General features: G+C 73.5%; 28 protein-coding genes. 11 read left to right on the forward strand and 17 right to left on the reverse strand.

Translation table 11 applies throughout. The features are described from left to right. Positions 1-23 precede the first annotated feature (23 nt). From ACTWO6_RS30310 to ACTWO6_RS30325, 4 genes are all read right to left on the reverse strand, one after another. Positions 24-1445 carry a hypothetical protein gene (locus tag ACTWO6_RS30310; protein WP_446217091.1) on the reverse strand — a complete coding sequence of 474 codons (1422 nt, stop codon included), beginning with the start codon at positions 1443-1445 and terminating at the stop codon, positions 24-26. Positions 1446-1647: 202 nt separating this feature from the next. After that, the gene (locus ACTWO6_RS30315) at positions 1648-1983 is read right to left on the reverse strand and encodes a YrdB family protein (RefSeq protein WP_446217092.1); all 336 of its coding nucleotides are present in this window, start codon (positions 1981-1983) and stop codon (positions 1648-1650) included. Next, a complete protein-coding gene (locus tag ACTWO6_RS30320; RefSeq protein ID WP_446217093.1) occupies positions 1983-2549 on the reverse strand; it encodes a TetR/AcrR family transcriptional regulator in 567 nt (188 codons plus the stop codon). The genes ACTWO6_RS30315 and ACTWO6_RS30320 overlap by 1 nt, the downstream gene beginning before the upstream one ends. Beyond that, positions 2542-3336, reverse strand: a complete 795-nt coding sequence (locus ACTWO6_RS30325) for an alpha/beta fold hydrolase (RefSeq protein WP_446217094.1) — start codon at positions 3334-3336, stop codon at positions 2542-2544. Before ACTWO6_RS30325 ends, ACTWO6_RS30320 begins: the two co-directional genes overlap by 8 nt. A gap of 112 nt (positions 3337-3448) precedes the next feature. Here ACTWO6_RS30325 and ACTWO6_RS30330 point away from each other — a divergent pair, with 112 nt between their 5' ends. Then, complete coding sequence (locus tag ACTWO6_RS30330) at positions 3449-3853, forward strand: VOC family protein (protein ID WP_446217095.1); 405 nt, start codon at positions 3449-3451, stop codon at positions 3851-3853. Position 3854: 1 nt separating this feature from the next. Here ACTWO6_RS30330 and ACTWO6_RS30335 read toward each other — a convergent pair whose 3' ends face one another. Then, positions 3855-4775: a proline dehydrogenase family protein gene (locus ACTWO6_RS30335; RefSeq protein ID WP_446217096.1), complete on the reverse strand. Its 921-nt coding sequence runs from the start codon at positions 4773-4775 to the stop codon at positions 3855-3857. A 118-nt stretch (positions 4776-4893) separates the two neighbouring features. Between ACTWO6_RS30335 and ACTWO6_RS30340 the strand changes: the two genes are divergently transcribed. From ACTWO6_RS30340 to ACTWO6_RS30350, 3 genes are read left to right on the forward strand one after another with little or no spacing between them, the layout of a single operon-like run. Beyond that, positions 4894-5163 (forward strand): hypothetical protein, encoded by a 270-nt coding sequence (locus tag ACTWO6_RS30340; RefSeq protein WP_242623894.1) that lies wholly within the window; start codon positions 4894-4896, stop codon positions 5161-5163. A gap of 1 nt (position 5164) precedes the next feature. After that, positions 5165-6331, forward strand: coding sequence for a glutathionylspermidine synthase family protein (locus tag ACTWO6_RS30345; protein ID WP_446220824.1), 1167 nt, complete (start codon positions 5165-5167; stop codon positions 6329-6331). A gap of 19 nt (positions 6332-6350) precedes the next feature. Continuing rightward, the gene (locus ACTWO6_RS30350; protein ID WP_446217097.1) at positions 6351-6926 is read left to right on the forward strand and encodes a CGNR zinc finger domain-containing protein; all 576 of its coding nucleotides are present in this window, start codon (positions 6351-6353) and stop codon (positions 6924-6926) included. A gap of 19 nt (positions 6927-6945) precedes the next feature. Here ACTWO6_RS30350 and ACTWO6_RS30355 read toward each other — a convergent pair whose 3' ends face one another. Then, the gene (locus ACTWO6_RS30355) at positions 6946-7752 is read right to left on the reverse strand and encodes a sugar phosphate isomerase/epimerase family protein (protein ID WP_446217098.1); all 807 of its coding nucleotides are present in this window, start codon (positions 7750-7752) and stop codon (positions 6946-6948) included. 77 nt (positions 7753-7829) lie between these two features. Further along, on the reverse strand, positions 7830-8774 hold the full coding sequence (locus ACTWO6_RS30360; protein ID WP_446217099.1) for a Ppx/GppA phosphatase family protein: 945 nt from the start codon (positions 8772-8774) through the stop codon (positions 7830-7832). Between the two features lie 74 nt (positions 8775-8848). On the opposite strand from ACTWO6_RS30360, the gene ACTWO6_RS30365 reads away from it, so the two are divergent. Further along, on the forward strand, positions 8849-9658 hold the full coding sequence (locus ACTWO6_RS30365) for a hypothetical protein (protein ID WP_446217100.1): 810 nt from the start codon (positions 8849-8851) through the stop codon (positions 9656-9658). A 16-nt stretch (positions 9659-9674) separates the two neighbouring features. Here the strand turns inward: ACTWO6_RS30365 and rraA are convergent, their stop codons facing one another. From rraA to ACTWO6_RS30395, 6 genes are read right to left on the reverse strand one after another with little or no spacing between them, the layout of a single operon-like run. Continuing rightward, positions 9675-10169 (reverse strand): ribonuclease E activity regulator RraA, encoded by a 495-nt coding sequence (gene rraA, locus ACTWO6_RS30370; protein ID WP_446217101.1) that lies wholly within the window; start codon positions 10167-10169, stop codon positions 9675-9677. Positions 10170-10183: 14 nt separating this feature from the next. Then, on the reverse strand, positions 10184-11377 hold the full coding sequence (locus ACTWO6_RS30375) for an MFS transporter (protein WP_446217102.1): 1194 nt from the start codon (positions 11375-11377) through the stop codon (positions 10184-10186). Then, complete coding sequence (locus ACTWO6_RS30380) at positions 11378-11770, reverse strand: universal stress protein (protein ID WP_446217103.1); 393 nt, start codon at positions 11768-11770, stop codon at positions 11378-11380. Then, complete coding sequence (locus tag ACTWO6_RS30385) at positions 11767-13269, reverse strand: tripartite tricarboxylate transporter permease (RefSeq protein WP_446217104.1); 1503 nt, start codon at positions 13267-13269, stop codon at positions 11767-11769. The genes ACTWO6_RS30380 and ACTWO6_RS30385 overlap by 4 nt, the downstream gene beginning before the upstream one ends. After that, on the reverse strand, positions 13269-13991 hold the full coding sequence (locus tag ACTWO6_RS30390; RefSeq protein ID WP_446217105.1) for a tripartite tricarboxylate transporter TctB family protein: 723 nt from the start codon (positions 13989-13991) through the stop codon (positions 13269-13271). The genes ACTWO6_RS30385 and ACTWO6_RS30390 overlap by 1 nt, the downstream gene beginning before the upstream one ends. Next, entirely contained in the window at positions 13988-14968 is a 981-nt protein-coding gene (locus ACTWO6_RS30395; RefSeq protein WP_446217106.1) for a Bug family tripartite tricarboxylate transporter substrate binding protein, read from the reverse strand. Before ACTWO6_RS30395 ends, ACTWO6_RS30390 begins: the two co-directional genes overlap by 4 nt. 126 nt (positions 14969-15094) lie before the next feature. Between ACTWO6_RS30395 and ACTWO6_RS30400 the strand changes: the two genes are divergently transcribed. Further along, on the forward strand, positions 15095-16750 hold the full coding sequence (locus tag ACTWO6_RS30400) for an ATP-binding protein (protein WP_446217107.1): 1656 nt from the start codon (positions 15095-15097) through the stop codon (positions 16748-16750). After that, positions 16747-17418, forward strand: coding sequence for a response regulator (locus ACTWO6_RS30405; protein WP_446217108.1), 672 nt, complete (start codon positions 16747-16749; stop codon positions 17416-17418). Before ACTWO6_RS30400 ends, ACTWO6_RS30405 begins: the two co-directional genes overlap by 4 nt. Here the strand turns inward: ACTWO6_RS30405 and ACTWO6_RS30410 are convergent. Further along, positions 17400-17993, reverse strand: coding sequence for a TetR/AcrR family transcriptional regulator (locus ACTWO6_RS30410; RefSeq protein WP_446217109.1), 594 nt, complete (start codon positions 17991-17993; stop codon positions 17400-17402). The two genes, ACTWO6_RS30405 and ACTWO6_RS30410, sit on opposite strands and share 19 nt — an antisense overlap. A 181-nt stretch (positions 17994-18174) precedes the next feature. On the opposite strand from ACTWO6_RS30410, the gene ACTWO6_RS30415 reads away from it, so the two are divergent. Beyond that, on the forward strand, positions 18175-18828 hold the full coding sequence (locus tag ACTWO6_RS30415; RefSeq protein WP_446217110.1) for an NADPH-dependent F420 reductase: 654 nt from the start codon (positions 18175-18177) through the stop codon (positions 18826-18828). A gap of 272 nt (positions 18829-19100) precedes the next feature. Here ACTWO6_RS30415 and ACTWO6_RS30420 read toward each other — a convergent pair whose 3' ends face one another. After that, positions 19101-19784, reverse strand: a complete 684-nt coding sequence (locus ACTWO6_RS30420) for a response regulator transcription factor (RefSeq protein WP_446217111.1) — start codon at positions 19782-19784, stop codon at positions 19101-19103. A gap of 21 nt (positions 19785-19805) precedes the next feature. Then, the gene (locus ACTWO6_RS30425) at positions 19806-21098 is read right to left on the reverse strand and encodes a sensor histidine kinase (RefSeq protein ID WP_446217112.1); all 1293 of its coding nucleotides are present in this window, start codon (positions 21096-21098) and stop codon (positions 19806-19808) included. Between the two features lie 214 nt (positions 21099-21312). On the opposite strand from ACTWO6_RS30425, the gene phoU reads away from it, so the two are divergent. Beyond that, complete coding sequence (gene phoU / locus ACTWO6_RS30430) at positions 21313-21966, forward strand: phosphate signaling complex protein PhoU (RefSeq protein WP_446217113.1); 654 nt, start codon at positions 21313-21315, stop codon at positions 21964-21966. Positions 21967-22021: 55 nt separating this feature from the next. Here phoU and ACTWO6_RS30435 read toward each other — a convergent pair whose 3' ends face one another. Next, positions 22022-22789: a phosphoglyceromutase gene (locus ACTWO6_RS30435; RefSeq protein WP_446217114.1), complete on the reverse strand. Its 768-nt coding sequence runs from the start codon at positions 22787-22789 to the stop codon at positions 22022-22024. A 150-nt stretch (positions 22790-22939) separates the two neighbouring features. On the opposite strand from ACTWO6_RS30435, the gene ACTWO6_RS30440 reads away from it, so the two are divergent. Continuing rightward, a complete protein-coding gene (locus tag ACTWO6_RS30440; protein ID WP_446217115.1) occupies positions 22940-24271 on the forward strand; it encodes an MDR family MFS transporter in 1332 nt (443 codons plus the stop codon). 110 nt (positions 24272-24381) lie between these two features. Beyond that, positions 24382-25662: an MFS transporter gene (locus ACTWO6_RS30445; protein ID WP_446217116.1), complete on the forward strand. Its 1281-nt coding sequence runs from the start codon at positions 24382-24384 to the stop codon at positions 25660-25662. Positions 25663-25975: the final 313 nt, after the last annotated feature.

Raw genomic sequence — 25975 nt, forward strand, 5'->3', positions numbered from 1 at the left:
ATCGTCGACCTGCCAGCCGCCGCTCAGCCGGCGACGGCCCGGACGTACCCGACGCAGTCGTCGTGCAGGGTGGACCACTGCTCGCCGAAGACCTGGTCGGACGCCTCCTCGACGGACCGCCCGTCGTGGACCACCGCGCGGAAGAAGTCCAGCACCCGCTGCTCCCCGTACCGGTCGACGAGGTGCCGGACGGCCAGGTAGCCGACCCCGTAGCTGCCGCCGACCCGGTCGTCGGCCGCGTCGTCGGCCGGGGCCAGCCCGTCCAGCCGGCCGTTCCAGCCACCCCGCACGAGTTTCCGCACCTCGGGCAGTCCGTCGTAGCGGCCCACCGGCTGGCCGTCCGCGCCGGCGTACTCGGCCAGCCCCTCCACCAGCCACCAGGTGGCCCTGCCCGAGTAGCCCCGGTCGGGCAGCGAGGCGGCGTGGGTCAGCTCGTGCCGGAGCAGGTCGTCGACCCCGGTGGGCGACAGGATCTCCGCGTTGAGCACCACGTCGTGGTGGCCGCCGCCGACGCCGACCGCGTAGCCCGCCGTCCACCGGGGGCGGCCGCCGCCGTACCAGCGCCGCCACTCGCCACGACCGGCGTAGAAGACCAGGTAACGGTCGGGGGGTGCGCCCACCACGTACAGGTCGGCGACCTTCGCCGCCGCCTCGGCCTGGGCGAGCAGGCCGGGCAGCTTGGCCCGCAGCGCGGGCGTGGTGGCGACGACCGTCCGCTTCCCGAACGCCACCGCCAGGTCGCTGACCTCCCAGGGCCGGGCGCCGGCCGGGGCGGAACCCGACTCCTCGACCGCGAGCAGCCGGGGCTGCTCCCCGGCGTCCCGCCACCGGGTGCCGATCACCGCGGAGGCGGGCGTGCAGGCCGGGACGACGAAGCAGTACCCGACCTTGACCGCGAGCTGCCACTCCCCCGGCCGGCCGGCGACCGCGCGGGGCACGCCGTCCGCCGCCGGCCGCCACACGGTCACCCGGAGCGCCCGCAGCGCGGCGTACCGGCGGGTGAGGTCGGCGCGGGCCCCCGGCTCGGCGATGGCGAGGAAGCCGTCGCGGTCACCGCCGAGCAACGCGGCGGCCTGACGGTCGAGCTGGCCGGTCATCCGCACGCCGAGGCGACGGGCGGCGGCGGTGGCCGCGTCGTCGCCGGTGGCCGGCCGGCCGGCCGCGTCGCCGACCAGCCCGACCAGCAGCACCGAGGGCAGCGCGCAGGTCAGCACCATGACCACCACCGCGATCGCCGCCCAGAGCGACCACCGCCGCCGGCGTGCCGGCGGCGGTGCCGGCTGGGGCTGCTCGCGCTCCGCGATCTGCCCGTGGCCCGCTTCCTGCTCCTGCCTGCCGACCTGCGCCCGGCCGATCGCCGGCCCGTCGACCACGGTCGGCTCACCGTCCACGGCCGGCTCGCGGTCCGCGGCTGCCTCACCGGGCTGCTGGTCGCCGTCGGTCACCGGCGAAGGGTACGACCGATCGGGCGATCCGGCCAGAGCCACGCGCCGCCGGTGATGGTGCTGGTCGCCTGTGGAGCTGATGTCGTATCCGAGTCACCCATGGCGCCGGTGGATCCGCCGGGAGCCGGCAGTCGGCGGCCAAGATCTGCCCGGCTGCCGGAAGGAACGGTCTCCCGCCGCGAGGAGGCCGCTAATTCCGGGGTCAGGCCGGGTCGCCGGCCAGGCGAAGCAGCGTCTTGTCCGCCGCCCAGAGCGCGACCAGCAGGACCGCCGGCACCGGGCGGCCGGCCAGCGCGAGCAGCACACCGCCGGTGACGAAGCAGGCGGCCTGGATGGTGATCTTGGCGGGCGCGGGCAGCGACACGGTGGCCTTCGGCGAGCAGAAGGTGCCCCAGACGACCGCGATCAGCAGTGGCGCGCCGAGCCCGGCGAGGAGGCGGACGGACCATCCGGCGTCGAGGGTGAAGCCCCACCACGCGGCGGCGACGAGCATCGCCACCTCCAGCAGGAAGAGGATCGCCAGCAGCACGACCTTCATCAGGACCTCCAGTCCCGGAACGCGGTGTCCAACACGACCACCAGTTGGTCGAAGGAGCGGTCGACGCCGCGGGGCAGGCCGAATCCGCCCGCCGCCTCCAGGGTGACGAAGCCGTGCACCGCGCTGCGGAAGATCCGGGCGGCGTCGACGCCGTCGTCGCCGGTCAGGCCGTAGCCGCGGAGGATGGCGTAGATCGCGTCGAGGGCGCGCCGGCCGGCCGCGACGTGGTCGGGGTCGGCGGCGTCGGGCACCTGCTGGGCCGCCGGGTAGCGGCCGGGGTGCCGGTGGGCGTAGTCCCGCCAGGCGGTGGCGACCCCGCGCAGCGCGTCCACGCCCGCCCGCCCCGCCGCGGCGGCGATCATCCCGTCGGCCAGCTCGGCGGTGGCGAGCGCGCCCAGCTTCTGGTTCAGCGCGTCGGCGCCCTTGACGTGCTTGTAGAGGCTGGGCAGCGCGACGCCGAGCCGGTTGGCGAGCGCGGCCAGGGTGAGCCGGTCGTAGCCGACCTCGTCGGCGAGCCGGGCGGCCGCCCGGACGACGGTCTGCGGGGTGAGGCCGACCCTAGGCACGGGTGGTCACCGCCAGGAACTCGACGAGCTGGGCGGCGGTTGCCTCGGGCTGGTCGGCGTGCGGGTAGTGCCCGGAGTCGTCGATCATGCGCGCCTCGGCGGTGGCGAAGAGCCGCCGGGCGGCCCGGGCCTCGGCACCCGGGTCCTTGAAGTCCGGGTCCTTGGTACCCATCAGGACCAGGACCGGCTGCCGCACCTCGGCGGCCCGGGCGGTCCAGTGCGGCGCGACCGGCAAGATCACCCCGCGCACGGCGTCCATCCGGCCGCGCAGCCCGGCGACCATCTCCCTGCGGTACGCGGCGTCGTCGGCCGGCCGCGCGGCGGGGAAGAGCGTGTTGTGGAACATGCCGAAGAGCCGGGGGCTGCGCAGCACCGCCGCCTGGGCGACCCGCATGAACGGGTTGGGCTTCGGCTCGGCGACGAACGGGCTGAGCTGCACGATGCCGTTGACCAGGTCGGGCGCGTCGGCGGCGGCGAAGACCACGGCGGACCCGCTGGACGAGCTGCCGACCAGGGTGGCCGGGCCGCCGCCGAGGGCCCGGACCACGGCGAGCAGGTCGGCGCCGACCTCGGCCGGGGCGTACGTCGGCCAGTGCGGGCTGGAGTCGCCGTGGCCGCGGACGTCGACCGAGGCCACCCGGTAGCCGGCCCGGACCAGGAGGGGAATCAGGTGGCGGAAGGACCGCCGGTTCTCCCCCATGCCGTGTGAGAGGACGACCAGCGGCCCCTCTCCGTGCACCTCGTACGTGATGGTTCCGCCGTCCCGCACCACCTGGCTAATCGTCATAGCCGTAAAGCTAATACCGTTAGCTTTAGTCGTCAAGCGGAGTCCCCGACCGGGTTTCCCCGGAACCGACGATCTTGACCTGAACCGCGCTGGAGGTTTCATGATCGGAGGCATGACGACCTCGGGAAGCCCGCACGTCCGCATCGCCCGCCCCAGCCGCGACCTGGCCGCGGCCGAACGCTTCTGGGTGGAGGGCCTGGGTCTGCGCGTGCTCCACCGGGGCGCTGCCGGCGGGCCGGGCGAGCACGACCTGGTGATGGTGGGCTGGCCGGACGCGGTCTGGCACCTGGAACTGGTCGGCGGCGACCAGTTCGCCGTCGAGCCGAGCCCGACCGCCGAGGACCTGTTCGTCCTCTACCTGGCCGGACCCGTCGACGACGAGCTGGCCGACCGACTGGAACGGGCCGGCGGGACGCGGGTCTCCGCCGGCCCGTACTGGGACCGCTGGGGGGTGACGTTCGCCGACCCGGACGGCTACCGCCTGGTGCTGAGCACCCGGGCCTGGTCGAACGGGTGAGTCACTTCTTGGAGATCAGGGCCCGGCCGAAGAACATCAGGTTGGCCGGGCGCTCCGCGAGGCGGCGCATCAGGTAGCCGTACCAGTCCTCGCCGTACGGCAGGTAGGTGCGGACGGTGTAGCCCTCGCCGGCCAGGCGGGCCTGCTCCTCCGGGCGGATGCCGTACAGCATCTGGAACTCGAAGCGGTCCGGGCCGCGGTCGAACCAGCGGGCCCGGTCCTCGCCGATGGCGATCAGGCGCGGGTCGTGGGTGGCCAGCATCGGGTATCCCTCACCGGACATCAGCACGTTCAGGCAGCGGACGTACGACTTGTCCACCTCGCGGGCCGACTGGTACGCCACCGACTCCGGCTCCTTGTACGCACCCTTGCAGAGCCGCACCCGCGACCCCGCGCCGGACAGCTCGCGGCAGTCCGACTCGGTCCGCCGCAGGTACGCCTGGAGCACCGCACCGGTCGACGGGTAGTCCTTGCGCAGCTTGGCCAGGACCTCCAGGGTCGAGTCGGTGGTGGTGTGGTCCTCCATGTCCAGGGTGACCGTGGTGCCGGCGGCGTCGGCCGCCGCGCAGATCGCCCGGGCGTTGTCGTAGGCGAGCTGCTCGTCGAACATCTGGCCGAGCGCGGAGAGCTTCACGCTCACCTCGGCGGCGGGGGTGAGGCCGGCGGCGGAGAGCAGCCGCAGCAGCTTGAGGTATTCGTCCCGGGTGGCGTTCGCCTGCTCGGGGGTGACGGTGTCCTCGCCGAGGTTGTCGAGGGTGACCGCGAGACCGTCGGCGACGAGTTCGCGGGTCGCGCGCAACGCGTCGTCGGTGCCGGCGCCGGCGACGAACCGGCGGACGACGTCCCGGGTGAACGGGGCCGTCGCGACGAGCCGCTCGACCTGGGATGACCGGGAGGCGGCGAGGATGACGGAACGGAGCATGAGCCGAGCGTAACGCCCGCCGACCCACCCGCGCCGGGGGGCGGGGGCGTACGTCACGCACCGTTCCGAGGGGGCCGCCGGGGCGGACGACGTGGCGGTGATCGGCTACAACGTTCACGTGGAACCACGCCCCCGACGCCGGCTCCGGTCGGCCACCGTGCAGCTCGGCGCGCTGACCGCCCTGGCGCTCGCCCTCTCCGGCTGCAACCTGACCGACGACGACGATGACGACTGCGCGCTGGGCCCGGCCGGCGGTGGTGGCGACACGGTCGCGCTGGCGCTCCGGGTTCCCGCGCCGGCCGCCGCCCGGACCGCCCCGGAGCCGGTCGCCGCGGCGGTGCCCGAGCGCGGTGGCTTCGGCACCCACCTCGCCTCCTGCGGCGGCTGAGGTGCACCGCGAGGCCAGCACCCCCCGCCCCGACTGGGACGCCACCATCCGCTCACAGGGTCTGGTGTACGTCGACACCGAGCTGCCCGACGGCGGGATCATGTCGTACTGGGACGAGACCGCCGCGTACGCCTTCGAGCTGGACGAGGTGCTCCGGCTGGAGGAGGCGACCGAGGAGCTGCACCGGATGTCGGTGGCCGCGGCCGAGCACGTGGTGGCCCGCAACCGGTACGCCGAGTTCGGCATCCCGGCCTGGGCCGCCGAGGCGGTCGCCCGCTCCCTGCGCGAGGCGCCGCCGACCCTCTACGGCCGCTTCGACCTCTGGTACGACGGCTCCTGGCCGCCGAAGCTGCTGGAGTACAACGCCGACACCCCGACCTCCCTGGTCGAGGCGAGCATCGTCCAGTGGTACTGGCTGGAGCACACCCGGCCCGAGTCGGACCAGTGGAACAGCCTGCACGAGCGGCTGGTCGGCGCGTGGGCGAAGATCGGCGCCGGCCTGCACGACCGGCGGGTGCACGTGGCCTGGTCGAACGAGGAGGAGTCCGGCGAGGACCAGATCACCGCCGGCTACCTGGCGGAGACCGCCCGCCAGGCCGGCCTGGAGGTCGAGCTGCTGCCCATCCAGCACGTCGGTTGGGACGGCCGGCGCTTCGTCGACGCCGCCGACCGCCCGGTCACCACCTGCTTCAAGCTCTACCCGTGGGAGTGGATGCTCGCCGAGCCGTACGGGCCGCTCGCGCTGGCCCCGGGCACCCCGACCACCTGGATCGAGCCGGCCTGGAAGCTGCTGCTGTCGAACAAGGCGTTGCTCGCCGTGCTCTGGGAGCTCTACCCGGACCACGAGTACCTGATCCCGGCGTACCTGGACTCGCCGCGCGGGATGTCGGAGTACGTGGCGAAGCCGCTGCTCGGTCGGGAGGGCGGCTCGGTGCGGATCGTCACCGGGGGCGCCGAGATCACCAATCCGGGGAGCTACGGCGAGGAGGGGTTCTGCTACCAGCAGTTCCGCGCGCTGCCCGAGTTCGCCGGCAGCCGGATGGTGCTGGGAAGCTGGATCGTCGACGGCGAGTCGGCCGGCGCGGGCGTACGCGAGAGCGAGAGCCTCATCACGGACGGTTACGCCCGGTTTTTGCCCCACTACATCGACGCGCCGCGTACCCCGTGAGTCGTCTACCGTTGGTGTCGTGAACTTCGACGCGTACGCCCGGACCGGCGTTGACCTCGTCAACTCCCGCCTGGACGACCTCGACGACCTGCGGGCCCTCTTCCCGGACGACAACGCGTGGATGCGCGACGAGGCCGCGGAGCGGGACCTGGCGATCTTCCGGCGGGCGCAGAAGCGCCTGCGCGACGTCTTCGAGTACGGCACCTCGGGCCGGGACGGCCAGGCGGTGGCCGAGCTGAACGCGCTGCTGGAGGCGTTCCCGGTGCAGCCGCGCATCTCCGGCCACGACTCCAGCGACTGGCACATGCACGTCACCAGCCGGGGTGCCTCGGTCAGCCAGGAGTACCTGGCCGGCGCGGTGTGGGGCCTGTCGGTGTGGCTCTGCGAGTACGGCAGCGCCCGGTTCGGCGTCTGCGCCGACGAGCGCTGCGGCAACGTCTACCTGGACACCTCGTCGAACTGCTGCCGGCGGTTCTGCTCGGAGCGCTGCGCCACCCGCTCGCACGTGGCGGCCCACCGGGCCCGCAAGCGGGCGGCCGTCGGCGACCAGCTCACCGTGCCGGCCCAGGCGGAGACCCTCACCCCGGTCAGCTGACCGGAGGCGCCCTCCCCGCTCAGGCGTCGACCGGGGAGGGGGCGGTGAGGTTGGCGCGGGCGAACTCCAGCGACTCGCGCAGGTCGGCCTCGCGCACGGCGCGGCTCTTCGCGCCCCGGGTGGTCACCTCGACCGCGACCGAGCCGGTGAAGCCGCGCCCGGCGAGCGAGCGGAGCAGCTCGGCGCAGGGCTGGCTGCCCCGCCCGGGCACCAGGTGCTCGTCGCGCCCCTCGCCGGTGCCGTCGCCGAGGTGGACGTGCGCCAGGCCGGCGCCCATCCGGTCCGCCATCTCCAGCGCGTCACTGTGCGAGGCGGCGCAGTGCGACAGGTCCAGGGTGTACGAGGCGTAGCCGGTGTCGGTCGGATCCCACCCCGGGACGTACGGGACGAACTGCCGGCCGGCCATCCGGACCGGGTACATGTTCTCCACCGCGAAGCGCAGCCCGCCGAACTGCCCGGCGATCTTGTCGAGCCCGTCGGCGAAGTTCCGGGCGTAGTCCCGCTGCCAGGTGAACGGCGGGTGCACCACGACGGTCGGCGCCTCCAGCGTCTCGGCCAGCTCGGCGGCCTTGCGCAGCCGCTCCCACGGGTCCGGGCTCCACACCCGCTGGGTGACCAGCAGGCAGGGCGCGTGCACCGAGAGCACCGGCACGCCGTAGTGGTCGGCGAGGCCGCGCAGCGCGCCCGGGTCCTGGCTGACGACGTCGGTCCAGACCATCACCTCGACGCCGTCGTAGCCGACCGCCGCGGCGAGCTGGAACGCCGCCGCGGTCCGCTCAGGGAAGACCGAGGAACTGGAGAGAAGCACCGGGACGCGGGAAGTCACGCCCCTCAGGGTAGCCCGGCCCGTCGCCAAGCATCAGGACGAGCATCCGCAAAAGCGCCCAGAACGACCGACCGGGATCACATCGGCGCGAGCTGATCCAGCCGCCGGAGGATGACCCCCTCGCGCAGCGCCCAGGGGCAGAGGTCGAGCGCGTCGACGTCGAGCCGGCGCATCACCGCCTCGGCCACCACCGCGCCGGCCAGCAGCTGGTGGGCCCGGCCGGGGCTCACCCCCTCCAGCTCGGGCAGCTGCGCCGGTGGGATGTGCCGGACGAAGCCCAGCACCTGCCGCAGTCCGGTGCGGGTCAGGCTGCGCCGGGCCCAGAGGCCGGCGCCGGAGGGCGCGGCGCCGGCCAGCCGGGCCAGCGTCCGGAACGTCTTCGAGGTGGCGACCGGGCGTTCCCAGCCCACCGCCGCCAGCTTCTCCACCACCGGGTCGAGCAGCTCGTCGACGTACTCCCGCAGCTCCTCCACGGCCTCCGCCGGCGGCGGCAGGGTGCCCGACACGTCGACCCGCAGCCGCTCCCGGCTCAACCGCCCGGCGCCGAGCGGCAGCGAGATCGCCACGTCAGGATCCTCGTCGATCCCGGCCGCCAGCTCCAGCGAGCCGCCGCCGATGTCGAGGGCCAGCAGCCGGCCCGCCGACCAGCCGAACCACCGCCGGACCGCGAGGAAGGTCATCCGCGCCTCGTCCGCGCCGGAGAGCACCTCCAGCCGTACGCCGGTCTCGTCCCGGACCCGGGCCAGCACCCCGGCGGCGTTGGTGGCCTCCCGGACGGCGGAGGTGGCGAACGCGAGCAGGTCGTCGGCCGCCAGCCCGGCCGCCGCCGCCCGGGCCATGCCGACCGCCTTGACCAGCCCGTCCGCGCCCGCTTCGGTGAGCGCGCCGTCCGGGCCGATCTGCTCCGCCAGCCGGAGCACCACCTTCTCGGAGTGCGCCGGCCAGGGGTGCGCCCCGTGGTGGGCGTCGACCACCAGGAGGTGCACCGTGTTCGAACCGACGTCGAGGACACCCAGTCGCATGCTGATGACCCTAGGCCCCACACGTTTTCCCGGCTCGCCGGCCGGTTGGAGGCACCGCGCGTACGCTGGTCCGGGTGACAGGCCAGATCGAGCTGCAGGTACTCGTGGACGACCCCAACGACCCGCGCAGCCGGGAGGTGGGGCTCGACTTCCCCCGGGAGTGGATCGAGTTCGTCGACCCGGCGGACGAGAAGCACCTGGTCCGGGCCGATCTGACCTGGCTGCTGTCCCGCTGGACGTGCATCTTCGGCAAGGGTTGCCACGGCATCATCGCCGGCCGGGCCGCCGACGGCTGCTGCTCGCACGGCGCCTTCTTCACCGACTCGGACGACGAGAAGCGGGTCCGCGCGGCGGTCAAGCGGCTCACCCCGTCGACCTGGCAGCACTTCCGCCGGGGCTTCAAGAACTGGACCGAGGACGACACGGTCGACGGCAAGACGCCGGCCCGGCGCACCGCCACCCGGGACGTGGACGCCCCGTGTGTCTTCCTCAACGACGCCGACTTCCCGGGCGGGGGCGGCTGCGCGCTGCACGGCCAGGCGCTGCGCGACGGGGTCCACCCGCTGGAGTACAAGCCGGACGTCTGCTGGCAGCTGCCGATCCGCCGCGACCAGGAGTGGAGCAAGCGGCCGGACAACACCAAGGTGCTGGTGTCGACGCTGTCGGAGTTCGACCGGCGGGGCTGGGGCGCGGGCGGCCACGACCTGGACTGGTGGTGCACCTCCTCCACCGACGCGCACGTCGGCGCCGAGCCGATGTACATCTCGTACGGCCCGGAGCTGACCGCGCTGATCGGCGCCCCGGCCTACGCGAAGCTGGCGGAGCTGTGCGCGGTCCGGCTGCGGCAGGGCCAGATCGCCCCGCACCCGGCCAGCGAGGGCTGACCGGGCGCGGCCGACGCTACGGCCGTCCTCGGGGCGGCAGGACCACGACGCCGTCGTCGTCGCTGTGCACCTCGGCGCCCGGCTCGAAGACGCAGTTGCCGAACGACACCGGCACGTCCCGCTCACCGGCGCCCGTCTTGGCGCTCTTGCGGGGGTTCGTGCCGAGCGCCTTGATGCCGATCGGGAGGGTGCGCAGGGCGGCGACGTCGCGGACGGCGCCGTTGATCACCACGCCCGCCCAGCCGTTCGCCGCGGCCGTGCCGGCGACGAGGTCGCCCATCAGGGCGGTGTGCAGCGATCCGCCGCCGTCCACCACCAGCACCCGGCCCTCCCCCGGCTCGGCGACGACCGACTTCACCAGGGCGTTGTCCTCGAAGCAGCGCACGGTGACGGCCGGCCCGTCGAAGGCGTGGAGACCGCCGAACTGGCGCAGTTGGGTGTCGCACGAGCCGAGGACGTCGCCGTACCGGTCGTAGAGGTCGGCGGTCGCGGTCGGTTCCGGGGTCTGCATGGTTCTGCTCTCTCTCACTCGGTTTCGGGGACGGGTGGGCGGTGCAGGCCGGTGGCGGCGACGGCCGCGCCGGCCAGCCCCGCCGCGGTGCAGGCGAGCACCCCGGCCGCCCCGGCGCCGGCCGCCAGCACGCCGGCGGCGCTGGGGATGAGGACCTGCCCGAGCCGGTTGCCGGTCAGCCGCAGGGACATCGCCCGGCCGCGCAGCCCGGGCGGGGCGACCTCGGCCAGGAAGGACATGGTCAGCGGCTGGCCCGCACCCAGCCCCAGCCCGGCGACCGTGACGACGACGGCCATCGCCCAGAACGGCAGGGGCGGCAGGAGCAGCCCGAGACCGCCGGCGGAGAGGGCGACGGTGCCGATCAGCAGCGCGCGCCGACCCAGGGTGGCGACCAGCCGGCCGAGCAGCAGCCGCGAGGCCATCGACGCCACCGCGCGCAATCCCAGCAGGACGCCGATCGAACCGGCGGCGATGCCGCGTTCGGCGCCGAGGGCGGGCAGGTAGACCAGGGTGATGTCGACCGCCGCCAGCACGACGCAGCTGACCGTCAGGGCGCGTACCAGCCCGGGCTGGCGGAGCAGGTCGCGCAGCCCACCCGCGCCCGGCCCGGCCACCTGCCGGTGGTGACCCGACGGGCGGAGGAACAGGGCGGCGACCAGCAACGGCACGGCGAGCACGGTGGCGCCGAGGAAGATCGCCCCGGTGTCCGGGATCGGCCGGTCCCCGGCGAAGACCACGATCAGGCCGGGGCCGAGCGCCTGGCCGAGCGAGGCGGCGAACGTGTAGTAGCCGAAGGCCGCGTCGTACCGGTCCGCCGGGGTGCGGTTGGCGACCAGGGCCTGCTGCGCCACCACCGAGCAGAGGTGCCCGGTGCCCAGCACCATGCTGGCCAGCACCAGGCCGGCGACGGAGTCCGCGAAGAGCACGAAGCTGAGGCCGGCGGCGGCGAGCAGGCCCGAACCGGCCAGCGCGATCCGGCGTTCGCCGAACCGGTCGACGGCGTGTCCGGAGGGGACCGCCAGCACCAGCGGTACGACGGCGAAGCTGGCCCCGAGCACGCCCAGCCAGGCCGCCGGCACGTCGAGGTCCAGCGCCCGGTACGCGGACGCGGGGCGGAGCATGAAGGTGACCGCCTGCACCACGACGGTGTGCGCGAGCAGCAGGCCCGCCTGGGCGCGCCCGGGGGCTGCCGGGCCCCCGGGCGGCACTCAGTCGGCCTTCACCGCGAGGACCGGGCAGGGCACCCGGAGCAGGATCTCCTGCGCCGTCGAGCCCATGATCAGCTTGCCCACCGGGGTGCGGTGCCGGATGCCGATCACCACCAGTGACACGTCCTCCGCCGCGCAGATCTCGACGATCTCCTCGGCCGCGTCCCGGCCCCGGACGAGCTGCCGGACCGTGTGCGGCACCCCGGCGGCGGTCAGCTCCCGGACCACCCGGTCCAGGTCGGGCTCCTGGGCGAACCGCGGGTCGACGTACGCGTCGCCGCGCGAGGTGTTCACCACCAGCACCGGCTCGTCGCGGAACCGGGCCTGCTCGACGGCGGCCGCCAGGGCCGCCTCGCCCAGCGGCGAGGGCACGTACCCCACCAGCACGGTCATCCGGTCACCAACCTTCCTCGCAGCGGACGGACCACGAACCGGCCGATCAGCGGCCAGAGGAGCACCACCAGCACGACGGCGTAGATCAGCCAGGACACCCAGCCGCCGATCAGGCCGTGCAGCTCGCCGCCGGAGAGCTGCAACGCCCGCCGGCCCTGCAGTTCGGCGCGTGGCCCGAGGATCACCCCGACGATCAGCGGCAGGATCGGCAGCCCGAAGCGCCGCATGCCGAAGCCGAGCAGGCCCAGGGTGAGCAGCAGGAACAGGTCGAACGGCTGGGCGTTGACCGCGTACGCGCCCATCGAGGCGAAGAAGAGGATCCCGGCGTAGAGGTACGGGCGCGGGATCCGGAGCATTCGTGCCCAGGCGGGGGCGAGCGGCAGGTTGAGCACCAGCAGCAGCAGGTTGCCGATGAAGAGGCTGGCGATCAGGGTCCAGACCAGGCCGGACTCCCGGGTGAAGAGCAGCGGGCCGGGCTGGATGCCGTGCTGCTCGAAGGCGGCCAGCATCACCGCGGCGGTGGCGTTGGTGGGCAGGCCGAGCGCCAGCATCGGCACCAGCGTGCCGGCGGCGGAGGCATTGTTGGCGGCCTCCGGCCCGGCGACGCCCTCGATCGCGCCCCGGCCGAACTCCTCCGGGTGCTTCGACAGCTTCTTCTCGGTGACGTACGACAGGAAGGTCGGGATCTCCGCCCCGCCGGCCGGCACCGCGCCGAACGGGAACCCGAGCGCGGTGCCGCGCAGCCACGGCATCCAGGACCGCTTCCAGTCCTGCTTCCCCATCCACGGCTGGCCGACCGGAATCACCTCGCCGGACTTGCGGCGCAGGTGCGCGGCGATCCAGAGCGCCTCGCCGACGGCGAAGATGCCGACTGCCACCACGACCACGTCGATGCCGTCGGCGAGCTGCGGGATCCCCAGGGTGAGCCGCTGCTGACCGGTCTGGTCGATCCCGATCACGCCGATGACCAGGCCGAGCAGCAGCGAGGCGAAGCCGCGGACCCGGGACGCGCCGAGCACCGCCGTGACGGCCACGAACGCGAGCAGCATCAGCGCGAAGTAGTCGGGCGCGCCGAGGCTGATCGCGAACGACACCACCGGCGGGGTGACCACCACCAGCAGCAGGGTGGCGATGGTGCCGGCGACGAACGAGCCGATCGCGGCGGTGGCCAGCGCCTGGGCCGCCCGGCCCGCCTTCGCCATCTTGTTGCCCTCGATCGCGGTCACCACCGAGGACGACTCGCCGGGGGTGTTCAGCAGGATCGACGTGGTCGAGCCGCCGTACATGCCGCCGTAGAAGATGCCGGCGAACATGATCAACGCCTGGCTCGTCTCCATCCCGTAGGTGACCGGCAGCAGCAGCGCCACCGTCATCGCCGGACCGATGCCGGGCAGCACGCCGACGGCTGTGCCGATGGTCACACCGAGCAGCGCGATCAGCAGGTTCATCGGGGTCACCACGTTGGCGAACCCGTCGAGCAGGTGGCCGAAATTGTCCATCAGAGGATTCCTTGCAGCACGCCGGCGGGCAGGTTGACGCCGAGCCCGATGGCGAACGTGTAGAAGGTGATCAGCGACAGGGCGACGGCGATCAGCAGGTTCCGGACGTAATGCCGGTTGCCCAGCGCGTACGCCGAGCCCCAGAAGAGCAACGTCCCGCTGATCACCCAGCCGAGCCGGTCGATCAGCACGGCGTTGACCAGGAACGCGCCGATCAGCAGCAGCACCGTCCGCCAGTCGATCGGGCTGCTCAGATCGACGTCCTCGCCGGCCTCGGGCTCACCGGTGCCGCCGCGGGCCACGTCCACCCCGTAGACGGCGGCGACGATCAGCAGCAGCACGCCGAGCAGGATCGGCACCGGCTTGGGGCCGATCGGGTCGGCGCTGTTCACCGCGTGCCCGATGCGCGTCGTCGCGTCGAGGATCACCAGGCCGCCGACCAGGGCGAGGAACGCGCAGACGCCGTACTGCGCCCGGTCCGGCTTGGGCGCCGGACCGTACTCCACGGCCGGGTCCGCGACCGTCGGCGGGAGGTCGCCCGTCGCGGGCCGCGCCGCCTCCGGCTGATCCGGCGTACGCTCCGCGCCCGCCTGTGCCGGGATCGCCGGCCCGGATGTCTCCACGCCCGCCTGATCGGGGTCCGGCGGTGCGGATGCCTGCACGGCCGGGGGCCGGGACGGCGGGTCGCCGCCCCGGTCCGGTCGGGTCGTCCTGCCGGTCATGCCAGCCCGAGCTGCTTGAGCAGGTCGGCCACCGACTTGTCCTGCTCGGTGAGGAAGGTGGCGAACTCGTCGCCGGTGACGAACGCGTCGGTCCAGCCGCGCTTGGTCAGCTCGGCCTTCCACTCGGCCGACTCGTGCATCTTCGTCAGCGCGTCGATCCAGACCTTCTTGTCGGCCTCGCTGATGCCGGGCGGCGCCACGATGCCCCGCCAGTTGGTGAAGACCAGGTCGATGCCGGCGGACTTGAGCGTCGGCACCTCCTTGAGCGCCTCGATCGGCGCCTCGCTGGTCACCGCGAGGACCCGGATCTGGCCGGCCTCCACCTGGTCGAGGAACTCGCCGAAGCCGCTGGCCCCGAAGGCCACCTTGCCGCCGAGCACGGCCGGCAGCAGCTCGCCGCCGCCGTCGTAGGAGACGAAGTTGACCTGGCGGGGGTCGATGCCGACGGTCTTCGCGAGCTGCATCGGCAGCAGGTGGTCCGGACCGCCGGGCGAGGAGCCGCCGCCGACCGCGAGGCCCTTGGGGTTGGCCTTCCAGGCCGCGACCAGGTCACCGATCGTCTTGTACGGCGAGTCCTTCGGCACCACGATGGCGCCGGCCTCCTCGATCATCTTGGCCAGCGGAGTGGTCTGGGTCAGCGTCGCCGCGGACTTGGAGGTGTACGAGGCACCGACCACGCCCAGCCCCATCTGCATGGCGAGCTTGCCGTTGCCCTTCTCGTTCACGGTCCGCTGGAGGCCGACCGTGCCGCCCGCGCCGGGCAGGTTGAAGACCTGCACGCCGGTGGCGATCTTGGCGTCCTCCATCACCTTGGCGGCGGTCCGGGCGGTGGTGTCGTACCCACCGCCGGGGGTGTTCGGCACCATGATCCGCAGTCCGGTGACCGGCTTGCCGTCGCCACCGGAGCCGCCCTCGCCCTTGTCGGCGGTGGCGCCACAGGCACCCAGGGCGAGCGCCGTGGCCGCAGCGACGCCCATGACCAGTACGTTTCTCCTAGTTGCCATCTTGTTTCTCTTCCGTTTCGAATGAGTCCAGCGGCAAGATGATGGCCTCCGGGCGGTCCCCGAGTCTGCGTTGTGTCACCAGCGGAAGTTGAGGTCTTTGTGGTCGCGATCACGTCCCGCCGCCGAACCCTGGCCGGGCAGCTGCTGGTCCTCCAGCTCGCGATCATCGTCGTGGTGCTGGTGGCCGTGGCCGCCGTGTCGCTGGCCCAGTCGGCGGCCACCTTCAACCGGGTCGAGGGGCGCCGGGTCGCCGACCTCGGTGAGCAGCTCGCCGGCAGCCCGCTGCTGCGCGACCAGCTCAACCAGCCGGCACCCGCCGAGGCGATCGCCCCGCTGGTGCAGAACACGCCGACCCAGTACCAGGTGACCTCGGTGACCGTGGCGGACGATCGGGGCCGGGTGGTCGCCTCGACGAACCCGACGCTGGTCGGCAGCCCGGTGGTGCTCGGCGACCCCCGGGTGGCGCAGGGCCGGAGCTGGTTCGGCGAGCTGGCGGTCGACGGCTCGCGGGAGCTGGTCGCCCAGGTGCCGGTGCTCGGCGCCAGGAAGGCGAACCTCGGCCGGTACCTCGGCGTGGTGGTGGTCGGCGTGAAGTCGCCGACCTGGTCGGAGCGGCTGGTGGGGGCGTCGTCGTACCTCTTCACCTACCTGGGCATCGCCTGCGCGCTCGGCGTGGTCGGGTCGTGGCTGCTGGCCCGCCGGATCAAGCGGCAGACCCTGGGTCTGGAGCCGCGGGAGATCGCCGGGCTGGCCGAGCACCGGGAGGCGCTGCTGCACGGCATCGCCGAGGGGGTGATCGCGCTGGACCCGCAGCACCGGGTCACCCTGGTCAACGCGGTCGGCCGGCGACTGCTCGACCTGCCCGAGCACTGTCTCGGCCGCACCCTCGCGGAGCTGCGGATCTCCGGCCGGCTGCGGGACGTGCTGGCCGGCGCGGGCGGCGGTCCGGAGGCGCGCGACCAGGTCGTGGTCCGGGGCGGCCGGGTGCTGGTGATGAACCGGATGACGGTCCGCAAGGACGGCCGCCGGCTCGGCTCGGTGACCACCCTGCGCGACCGCACCGAGCTGGCCCGGCTGGAGCGGGAGATCGGCTCGTTCCGGAGCACCACCGAGCTGCTCCGGGCGCAGACCCACGAGTTCGCCAACCAGCTGCACACCATCTCCGGGCTGATCCAGATCGGCGAGCACGACGAGGTGGTCCGGTACGTCGACGCGCTCAGCCGGCACCGGGCCTCGCTGGACCTCACGGTCACCAGCCGGGTCCACGACACGGCGGTGGCGGCGCTGCTGATGGCGAAGTCGGCGGTGGCCGCTGAGCGCCGGGTGGAGCTGCGGATCTCCGAGCGGACCGGGCTCGACCGGCTGGCGCCGGAGGTCTCCGCCGACGTCGCGACGGTCCTCGGCAACCTGGTCGACAACGCGGTCGAGGCGGTCGCCGGTGGCCGGGAGGCGGGCATGGGCGACCCGCTGGAGCGGCCCGCCTGGGTCGAGGTCGAGCTGCGGCAGGACGCCTCGTCGGTGGAGATCGTCGTCCGGGACTCCGGTCCCGGGGTGGCGCCGGAACTGGCCCAGGAGGTCTTCACGCACGGCTTCACCACCAAGGCGGCCGAGGGCGGCGAGCGGGGCATCGGATTGGCGCTCACCCGACTGGTCTGCAACCGTCGCGGCGGCGAGATCGCGGTGACGAACACCGAGGAGGGGGCGATGTTCACCGCCCGGATCTCGGTGTCGCGCGCGATGGAGGAGGCGCGATGATCGACGTGCTGGTCGTCGACGACGACTTCATGGTGGCCCGGATCCACTGCGGCTTCGTCGAGCGGATCGACGGCTTCCGGGTCGTCGGCACCGCGAGCACCGGCGAGCAGGCCGTCGCCGCGGTCGACGAACTCCGCCCCGACCTGGTCCTGCTCGACCTGTACCTGCCGGACATGTTCGGCCTGGACGTGGTGACCCGGCTGCGGGCCGCCCGGCACGACTGCGACGTCCTGGTGATCAGCGCCGCCCGGGAGGCGGAGGCGGTCCGCCGGGCGGTCCGCTACGGCGCGGTCAACTACCTGCTCAAGCCGTTCGGCTTCGACGAGCTGCGGACCCGCCTGGAGCAGTACGCGGCCCGGCGCAACGCGCCCCGCGCCACGGTGGTCAGCGACCAGGCCGACGTCGACCGGGTGCTCTCCCGCAGCGGCTCGGTGGCCACCCCGGTCCTGCCCCGCGGGCTGAGCACGGAGACCGCCGAGCTGGTCGAACGCGCGCTCCGCGAACACACCGGCACCCTCTCGGCCGCGGAGTGCGCCAACCGGGTGGGCATCTCCCGGGTCAGCGCCCGCCGCTACCTGGAGCACTTCTCCGGTACCGGTCGGGCCGAGGTGAGCCTGCGCTACGGCGCGGCCGGCCGGCCGGAGCGCCGCTACTGCTGGGTGGGCTGACCCAGGGCGGCGTCGACGAGGGCGCGGGCACTGCGCCTGGCCGCCTCGGCGATGGCCGGGTCCCCGTCGAGCACCCCGCCGGCCAGCCCGCCGTCGAGCAGCAGGGTGAGCTGCCGGGCGAGCAGTTCCGGCTGCTCCGCCCCGGCCCGCCGGGCCAGGTCGGCCACCCAGGCCCGGACGACGTTCTTGTGCTCGACGGTACGGGCGTGCACCGGGCTGCCGGCGGGCGACTCGGCGGCGGTGTTGATGAACGCGCAGCCGTGGTAGCCGTCCCGGCGGCAGGCGCCGACGAGCGCGTCGAACATCCCGACGAGCTGCGCGCGCGGGTCGTCGCCGGCCTCCCGGGCGGCGGCCCGCAGCGCCCCGAACCAGGCCTGGTCGACCTTGTCCAGGTACGCCAGGACGAGGTCGTCCTTGCTCGGGAAGTGCTTGTAGAGGGTGGCCTTGGCGACGCCCGACTCGGCGATCACCGTGTCCACCCCCACCCCGCGCGGCCCGTGCGCGTAGAAGAGCCGGAACGCGGTGTCCAGGATGCGCTCCCGGGCGGAGCCGGCGGGGGTGCGCGGCGTGGGCATCGGCGTTCCTTTCCTTGCGGGTGCTCCGGTGGAGTCTACAGACCCGTCCGTCTGGACCGTCCCGCGCAGGTGACAGCGGTCATAGGGTGCCGTACTGGCGTAGTAGACAGACCTGTCTGTTAGTGTCGGTGCGACGAGCGCGGGGCATCGGCGCCGCGCGATCATCGGAGGACGGACACACATGCGCATCGCAGTACTGGGCACCGGCATGGTCGGCCGGGCGATCGCCGGCCGGGCCGCGGAGCTGGGCCATCAGGTGACGGTCGGCACCCGCGACGTCGCGACCACCCGGGCCGGCGACTGGACGGAGTGGGCGACCGCCCACCCGGAGGTCGGCCTGGCCGGCTACGCCGACGCGACCGCCGACGCGGAGCTGGTGGTCAACGCCACCAGCGGCGACGGCTCGCTGCCCGCCCTGACCGCCGCCGGCGAGGAACGGCTGGCCGGAAAGGTCCTGCTCGACATCGCCAACCCGCTGGACTTCAGCAAGGGCTTCCCGCCCACCCTGTCGGTGGTCAACGACGATTCGCTGGGCGAGCGGATCCAGCGGGCCTTCCCGCGTACCCGGGTGGTGAAGGCGCTCAACACGCTCACCGCCGACCTGATGACCCACCCCCGGCAGCTCGCCGACGGCGACCACAGCGTCTTCGTCTCCGGCGACGACGCGGAGGCGAAGCGGATCGTCACCGAGTTGCTCACCAGCTTCGGCCACACCGACGTGATCGACCTGGGCGACATCACCACCGCCCGGGGCACCGAAATGCTGCTGCCGATCTGGCTGCGCCTCTACGGGAAGCTCGGCACCGGCATCTTCAACGTCAAGGTCGTTCGCTGACGCCGGTCCCGCCCGACGAGCGGTGAGCCCGCCCGCCAACCCGCATCCCGGAAGGGCGACCCGCGACAAGCGGCAAGCCGGCCCCGCCTACCCCGACCCCCGGGAGGGCCGCCGCCCGGCCGCAGGTCGCGACGCCGGACGGCGGGCAACCGACGGCGGGCAGCGGCGATCGCACCTACCTGGCCCCGCCGCGGCCGGGACCGGCGATCGGTGGGCCGACGCCCGGCCGAGAGGGGTCTGGACTCGGGCCCGCAGTCGGCGGGCCGGGCCGGTCACGGCTCGAACTTGTAGCCCAGGCCCCGGACGGTGACGATGTAGCGCGGCGCGGACGGCTCCGGCTCGACCTTGGAGCGCAGCCGCTTGACGTGCACGTCCAGGGTCTTCGTGTCGCCCACGTAGTCGGCGCCCCAGACCCGGTCGATCAACTGCCCCCGGGTCAGCACCCGGCCGGCGTTCCGCAGCAGCAGCTCGAGCAGCTCGAACTCCTTCAGCGGCAGCTGGACGGCGGCCCCCTCGACGGTCACCACGTGCCGCTCGATGTCCATCCGGACCGGGCCCGCGGCGAGCGTCGGGGCGCCCGACTCGGCCACCTCCGCGCTCTGCCGCCGCAGCACCGCCCGGACGCGGGCCACCAGCTCGCGCGGCGAGTACGGCTTGGTCACGTAGTCGTCGGCCCCGATCTCCAGGCCGACCACCTTGTCGATCTCGCTGTCCCGGGCGGTGACCATGATGATCGGCACGTGCGAGCGCTGCCGGAGCTGCCGGCAGACCTCAGTGCCCGACATCTCCGGCAACATCAGGTCGAGCAGCACGATGTCGGCGCCGGTCCGGTCGAACTCGGTGAGGGCGGCGGGACCCGTCGCGGCGACGGAGACCTCGAAGCCCTCCTTGCGGAGCATGTAGGACAGGGCGTCGGAGAACGATTCCTCGTCCTCGACCACCAGTACGCGGCTCAACGGGTGTTTCCTTTCCTGTGGTCAGACCTGCCGGAGCCCGGCCGGGCCGGCCTCGATCCCAGCGGAGGAGAGTGTCGCCTCCGGGTCGTCCGGGGGGCTGGCGGGCAGCCGGAGGGTGAACGTCGACCCCCCACCAAGAGTGCTCGACACCTCCACCCGACCGCCATGGTTGCTGGCGATGTGTTTGACGATGGCCAGGCCGAGACCGGTGCCACCGGTGGAGCGCGACCGGGCCTGGTCCGCCCGGTAGAACCGCTCGAAGATCCGGTCGACCTCGTTCGGAGCGATGCCGATGCCCTGGTCGGCGACCGCGATCTCGATGTGCTCGTCGATGGTGCGGGCGGTCACCCGGACGGTGGTGTCCTCGCCCGAGTAGTTGATGGCGTTCTCGACCAGGTTGGCCACCGCGGTGGCGATCTGGGTGTCGCTGCCGTAAACGGTCAGGCCGCGCGCGCCGTCGACCACGACGTCCACCCGGCGGGCGGTGGCCGCGGTGCGGGTCCGGTCGATCACCTCGGCGATCACCCAGTCCACCGAGACCGGCTCCGGCGGGGGCTGCGGCTCGGCGCCCTGGAGCCGGGTCAGCTCCAGCAGCTCCTGCACCAGCCGGCCGAGTCGGGTCGACTCGTGCTGGATCCGCTCGGCGAACCGCCGGGCGGCGACCAGGTCCGCGTAGAGGTCGGGCGCCCCGTCGCCGGCCGGCTCGGTGGCGTCGATCAGCGCCTCGGCGAGCAGTTGCAGCGCGCCGATCGGGGTCTTCAGCTCGTGGCTGACGTTGGCCACGAAGTCCCGGCGGACCCGGGCCAGCCGGTGCGACTCGGTGACGTCGGCCGCCTCCACCGAGATGTACCCGCCGCCGAGCCCCATCGCGCGCAGGTGCACGCCGAGCGGGTTGTCCCCCGCGCTGTCCCGGCCACGCGGCAGGTCCAGCTCGATCTCCCGCCGTACGCCGGTGCGGCGGACCTGCCCGGCGAGGGTACGGATCAACGGGTGCGCGGTGATGGAGCCGGGCGTGGGGCCGGTGCGGAGCAGGCCCAGCGCCCGCGCCGCCGGGTTCACCAGCACCGGGACGTCGTCCGGGTCCAGCACCACGACGCCGGCCCGGAGCGAATCGACCGTCTTGCGGCCGAGCCCGGAGAGCCCGCCCGCCTGGTCGTCGGGCATCGCCGGCCTCCCTGCGCTCGGGCGGAAGCCCCCGTCCCCGGGCAGCCGCGAGCGGTGCCACCAGTCCCGGACGGGTCGGGACAGCAGCAGCCCGGCGACCAGTCCGGTCACCAGAGCCAGGGCCACCACGACCGCCACCGCCCACTCCACCCGGCGATCCTAGGGTCATTGTTAACCTGGGGACCGCCCAGAACGGGACGAATCACTCTCACTTCCGGGAAAGTTCACCTGCAGGCCCCGCGTCGTTCATCCTCGTTCACCTCAGGTCCGCTCCCCCGACCTACCGTGGGTCGCGCACCTGCTCAAGCCGTGCCGGCACCGGATCCTCGGGCCGACCCGCGGCCACCGAACCCAGGAAGTGACGATGCGCGACGAATTCCGGGCCGACCTGCAGCTTGTCAGCCAACTGCTGGTGGACATGGCGGAGGGGGTGCGCGCCGCGATGCGCCAGGCCACCCGTGGCCTCCTCACCGCCGACCGCGAGGCGTCGGAGGCCGTGATCGCGCGGGACGCCGAGATCGACGACCTGTATCGGCACGTCGAGGAGCGGGTCTGCGACCTGCTCGCCCGGCAGGCGCCGGTCGCCTCCGACCTGCGCGCCATGATCACCGCCCTGCACGTCGCCGCCGACCTGGAGCGGATGGGCGACCTGGCCGACCACGTCGCCAAGACCGCGCTGCGCCGGCACCCGTCCCCGGCGGTGCCGGCCGAGCTGCGGCCGGTCTTCACCGACATGGCGGCCATCGCCGACCGGATGGCCGAGAAGATCGGCTCGGTGCTGGCCAAGCCCGACGCCGACCTCGCGGCCGAGCTGGACGGCGACGACGACGCCATGGACGACCTGCACAAGAGCCTCTTCGGCGTGCTGCTCGGCGACGACTGGCCGTACGGGGTGGAGACGGCGATCGACGCCACCCTGCTCGGCCGCTTCTACGAGCGCTTCGCCGACCACGCGGTGAACGCCGGCGAGCACGTGGTCTACCTGATCACCGGGGAGAGCAGCCCCACGGCGAGCTGAGCGGAGACGACGAAGGCCCCGGTCCGCGACGGACCGGGGCCTTCGTACGCGTCCGTCAGCGGCCCTGGTTGGCCACCGCGGCGGCGGCCGCCTTGGCGGCGTCCGGGTCGAGGTACGTCCCGCCGAGCGTCTGCGGGCGCAGCAGCGGGTCGAGGTCGTAGCGCAGCGGGATGCCGGTCGGGATGTTCAGCTTGGCGATCGCCTCGTCGGAGATCTGGTCGAGGTGCTTGACCAGGGCGCGCAGCGAGTTGCCGTGCGCGGCGACCAGCACCGTCCGGCCGGCCAGGACGTCCGGCACGATCGAGTCGTACCAGTACGGCAGCATCCGCTCGACGACGTCCTTGAGGCACTCGGTGCGCGGCATCAGCTCGGTCGGCAGCAGCGCGTAGCGGGAGTCGCCGACCTGGGACCACTCGTCGTTGTCGTCGATCGGCGGCGGCGGCGTGTCGTACGACCGGCGCCAGAGCATGAACTGCTCCTCGCCGTACTCGTCCAGGGTCTGCTTCTTGTTCTTGCCCTGCAGGGCGCCGTAGTGCCGCTCGTTGAGCCGCCACGACCGGCGCACCGCGATCCAGTGCCGGTCGGCGGCGTTGAGCGCCAGCTCGGCGGTGCGGATCGCGCGCCGCATCACGCTGGTGTGCACCACGTCCGGCAGCAGGCTGTGCTCGCGCAGCAGCTCGCCGCCGCGCCGCGCCTCCGCCTCGCCCTTGGCGGTCAGGTCGACGTCGACCCAGCCGGTGAAGAGGTTCTTCGCGTTCCAGTCGCTCTCGCCGTGCCGCAGCAGGACCAGCGTCCCGACGGTGGGCCCCTCGCTCGCAGTCATGCCGATCATCCTGCCGTACGTCGCCGGTGGACACGCGGGGACGGGTCGTGACGACCGCCACGTGGAAAAGCTGGTGACCGGCGTTCCGGGGCGGGACTAGGTTGTAAGGCGCTTGCGATATATCGGTCATTACCAAACGGGGGCGGCGCGGTGCGGACGGTACGAAGTTGGTTCCGGGACACGACAGGCGGCCTGCCGAGGGTCTTCTGGTACCTGTGGACCGGCACGCTGATCAACCGGCTCGGCTCGTTCGTCCTGGTCTTCCTCGCCATCTACCTCACCCAGGAGCGCGGCTTCTCGGCGTCGCGGGCCGGCCTGGTGCTCGGCCTCTGGGGCGTCGGCGGCGCGGTCGGCACCACCGTCGGCGGCACCCTCGCCGACCGGTGGGGACGGCGACCCACGCTGCTCACCGCGCACCTGGGCGCGGCCACCATGATGATCGCGCTCGGCCTGGCCCGGCCGCTCTGGGCGGTGGCCCTGGGCGCGCTGCTGCTGGGCACCTTCGCCGAGGCCGCGCGGCCGGCGTTCGGCGCCATGATGATCGACGTGGTGCCGGAGAAGGACCGGCTGCGCGCCTTCTCGCTGAACTACTGGGCGATCAACCTCGGGTTCGCCTGCGCCGCCGTGCTCGCCGGCCTCGCCGCCCAGGCCGGCTACCTGCTGCTCTTCGTGGTCAACGCGGCCACCACGCTGATCACCGCACTGATCATCTTCACCCGGGTGAAGGAGACCCGCACCGCCTCGGCCGCCCCCGCCGCCAAGGGCGGGGCGGCGCCCCCCGGCGCGCTGCGGACCATCCTCACCGACCGGGTCTACCTGGGCTTCGTGACGCTGAACCTGTTCGCCGCGCTGGTCTTCCTCCAGCACATCTCGATGCTGCCGATCGCGATGGGCGACTCGGGCCTCACCCCGGCCACGTACGGCTCGGTGATCGCGCTCAACGGGGTGCTGATCGTGGTCGGGCAGCTCTTCGTACCCCGGCTGATCAAGGGGCGGAGCCGGTCCCACGTGCTCGCGCTCGCCTCGCTGGTGATGGGCGTCGGCTTCGGCCTGACCGCGTTCGCCGGCACGGCCTGGTTCTACGGGGTCACGGTGCTGATCTGGACGCTCGGCGAGATGCTCAACTCGCCGTCCAACTCCACCCTCATCGCCGAACTCTCGCCGGCCGCGCTGCGCGGGCGCTACCAGGGCGTCTTCTCGCTCTCCTGGCAGATCGCCGGAGCGGCCGCCCCGATCCTCGGCGGCCTGGTCCGGGAGCACGTCGGCAACGGCGCGCTCTGGCTCGGCTGCGCCGCGATCGGCGCGGTGATGGCCGTGGCCCACCTGGTCTCGGGTCCGGCCCGGGAGCGGCGGGCCGCCCAGCTCCGGACGGCCGCGGTGCCGCTCCGGCCGGTCACCGTCGTCCAGCCGCCGGCCCCCGCGGCGGCCGAGGCCGCCGCGACCGCGCCCACCGAGCCGATGCCGGCCCGCGCCGCCTCCTGAGTACGCCGCACCCCGGCTTTTCGCCACGTGACCGGGGACACGCTGGCGTGCCGCCGGAGCACTGCCTAGCGTCGACCTTGGATCGGTTAACAAACCTTCATGGAGGACGGGTGCGGGGCCTGCGGCGCTGGTGGGACGGGACGGCCGGTGGACTCCCCGCCACCTTCTGGTACCTGTGGTCCGGCCTGCTGATCAACCGGGCCGGCGCGTTCGCGGTGCTCTTCCTCTCGCTCTACCTGACGGCGGCGCGCGGCGCCTCCGAGTCGCTGGCCGGCGCGGTGGTCGGGGCGTACGGGGCCGGCGGGGCGGTCGGCGTGCTGCTCGGCGGGGTGCTGGCCGACCGCTGGGGCCGGCGGGCCACCCTGCTCGCCGCGCACCTCGGCGCCGCCGGCCTGATGGCGGGGCTGGCGTTCAGCCGGCACCTGGCGGTCATCGCGGTGCTCGCCGCGCTGGTCGGGGTGGCGCACTCGATGCCCAGCCCGGCGTTCGTGGCGGCGATCGTCGACGTGGTGCCCGAGGCCCGCCGCTCGCGCGCGTTCAACCTGCAGTTCTGGGCGTTCAACCTGGGCATGGCGGTCGCCTCGCTGCTGGCCGGTGTGCTCGCCGAGGCGAGCTTCGTCGCCCTCTTCCTGGTGGACGCCACCGCCACCCTGGCCGCCGCCGCGATCATCGCCTGGAAGGTCCCCGAGACGCTCGCCCGGGCCCGCCGTCGCGGCCCGCTACGCGAGGACCCGGCACGCGAGGCAGCCCCGGGCGCGCGGCGGCCGGGGCTGGTCAGCGCGCTGACCGACCGGACCTTCCTGACCTTCGTCGGGCTGACCTTCGTGCTGGCCGTGCTCACCATGCAGACCTCGACGATCATGCCGCTGGCGATGCGCGCGGACGGCCTGGGCCCGTCGGCGTACGGCGTGGTGGTGGCGCTCGGCGGCGCGCTGATCGTGCTCGGGCAGCTCTTCGTGCCCCGGCTGATCGAGCCGTACCGGAAGGCGACCGTGCTGTCGGTCTCCACCGGGCTGATGGCAATCGGCTTCGGCGCGCTGGCCGTCGCCGACGAGCTGCCGTTCTACCTCGGCGCGGCGGTGGTCTGGACGATCGGCTCAATGCTCGCCGCGCCGCCGAACGCGCAGATCAACGCCGACCTGGCGCCGCCGGAGCTGCGCGCCCGGTACCAGTCGGTCTTCTACCTGACCTTCCCGGCGGCGTCGTTCGTGGCGCCCGCGCTGGGCGGGCTGAGCCTGCAGCACCTGAGCGACCGGCACTGGCTCGTCGTCGGCGGGCTGGGCCTGGTGGCGGCGGTCGGCCACCTGCTCGCCGGTCCGGCCCGGGAACGCCGGGTGGCCGCCCTGCGCGACCGGGACCGCCGGGCGGAGGCCGTGACCGCCGGCCGCTGAAAAGGTCGGAAGACGGCGCTGGGCGCCCACCACGACCCCCGTCGTGATGGACGCCCGCACCGTACGCCCGGCGGCGGCGGGCGACACTCACCCCCGTAAGCGTCGCCCGCTCGCGCCGCCGGTTCCACAGGTGGCACCGTCCCCCAACGGCGTGATCCACCTGTTTCCCTCGCGCCTCGCTTGCGCGGATCTGATCGATCCGCCGCTCCCCCGAACGATTCCAAGCGTGGCGCGGTGCAATAAAGTTAGTTCGCCCGGATTCCGGATTCAACTCAGATCACTGTCTCGCCCGTCACAGCACTCGTGTCGGAAA

The organism is Micromonospora sp. IBHARD004 (assembly GCF_052814115.1).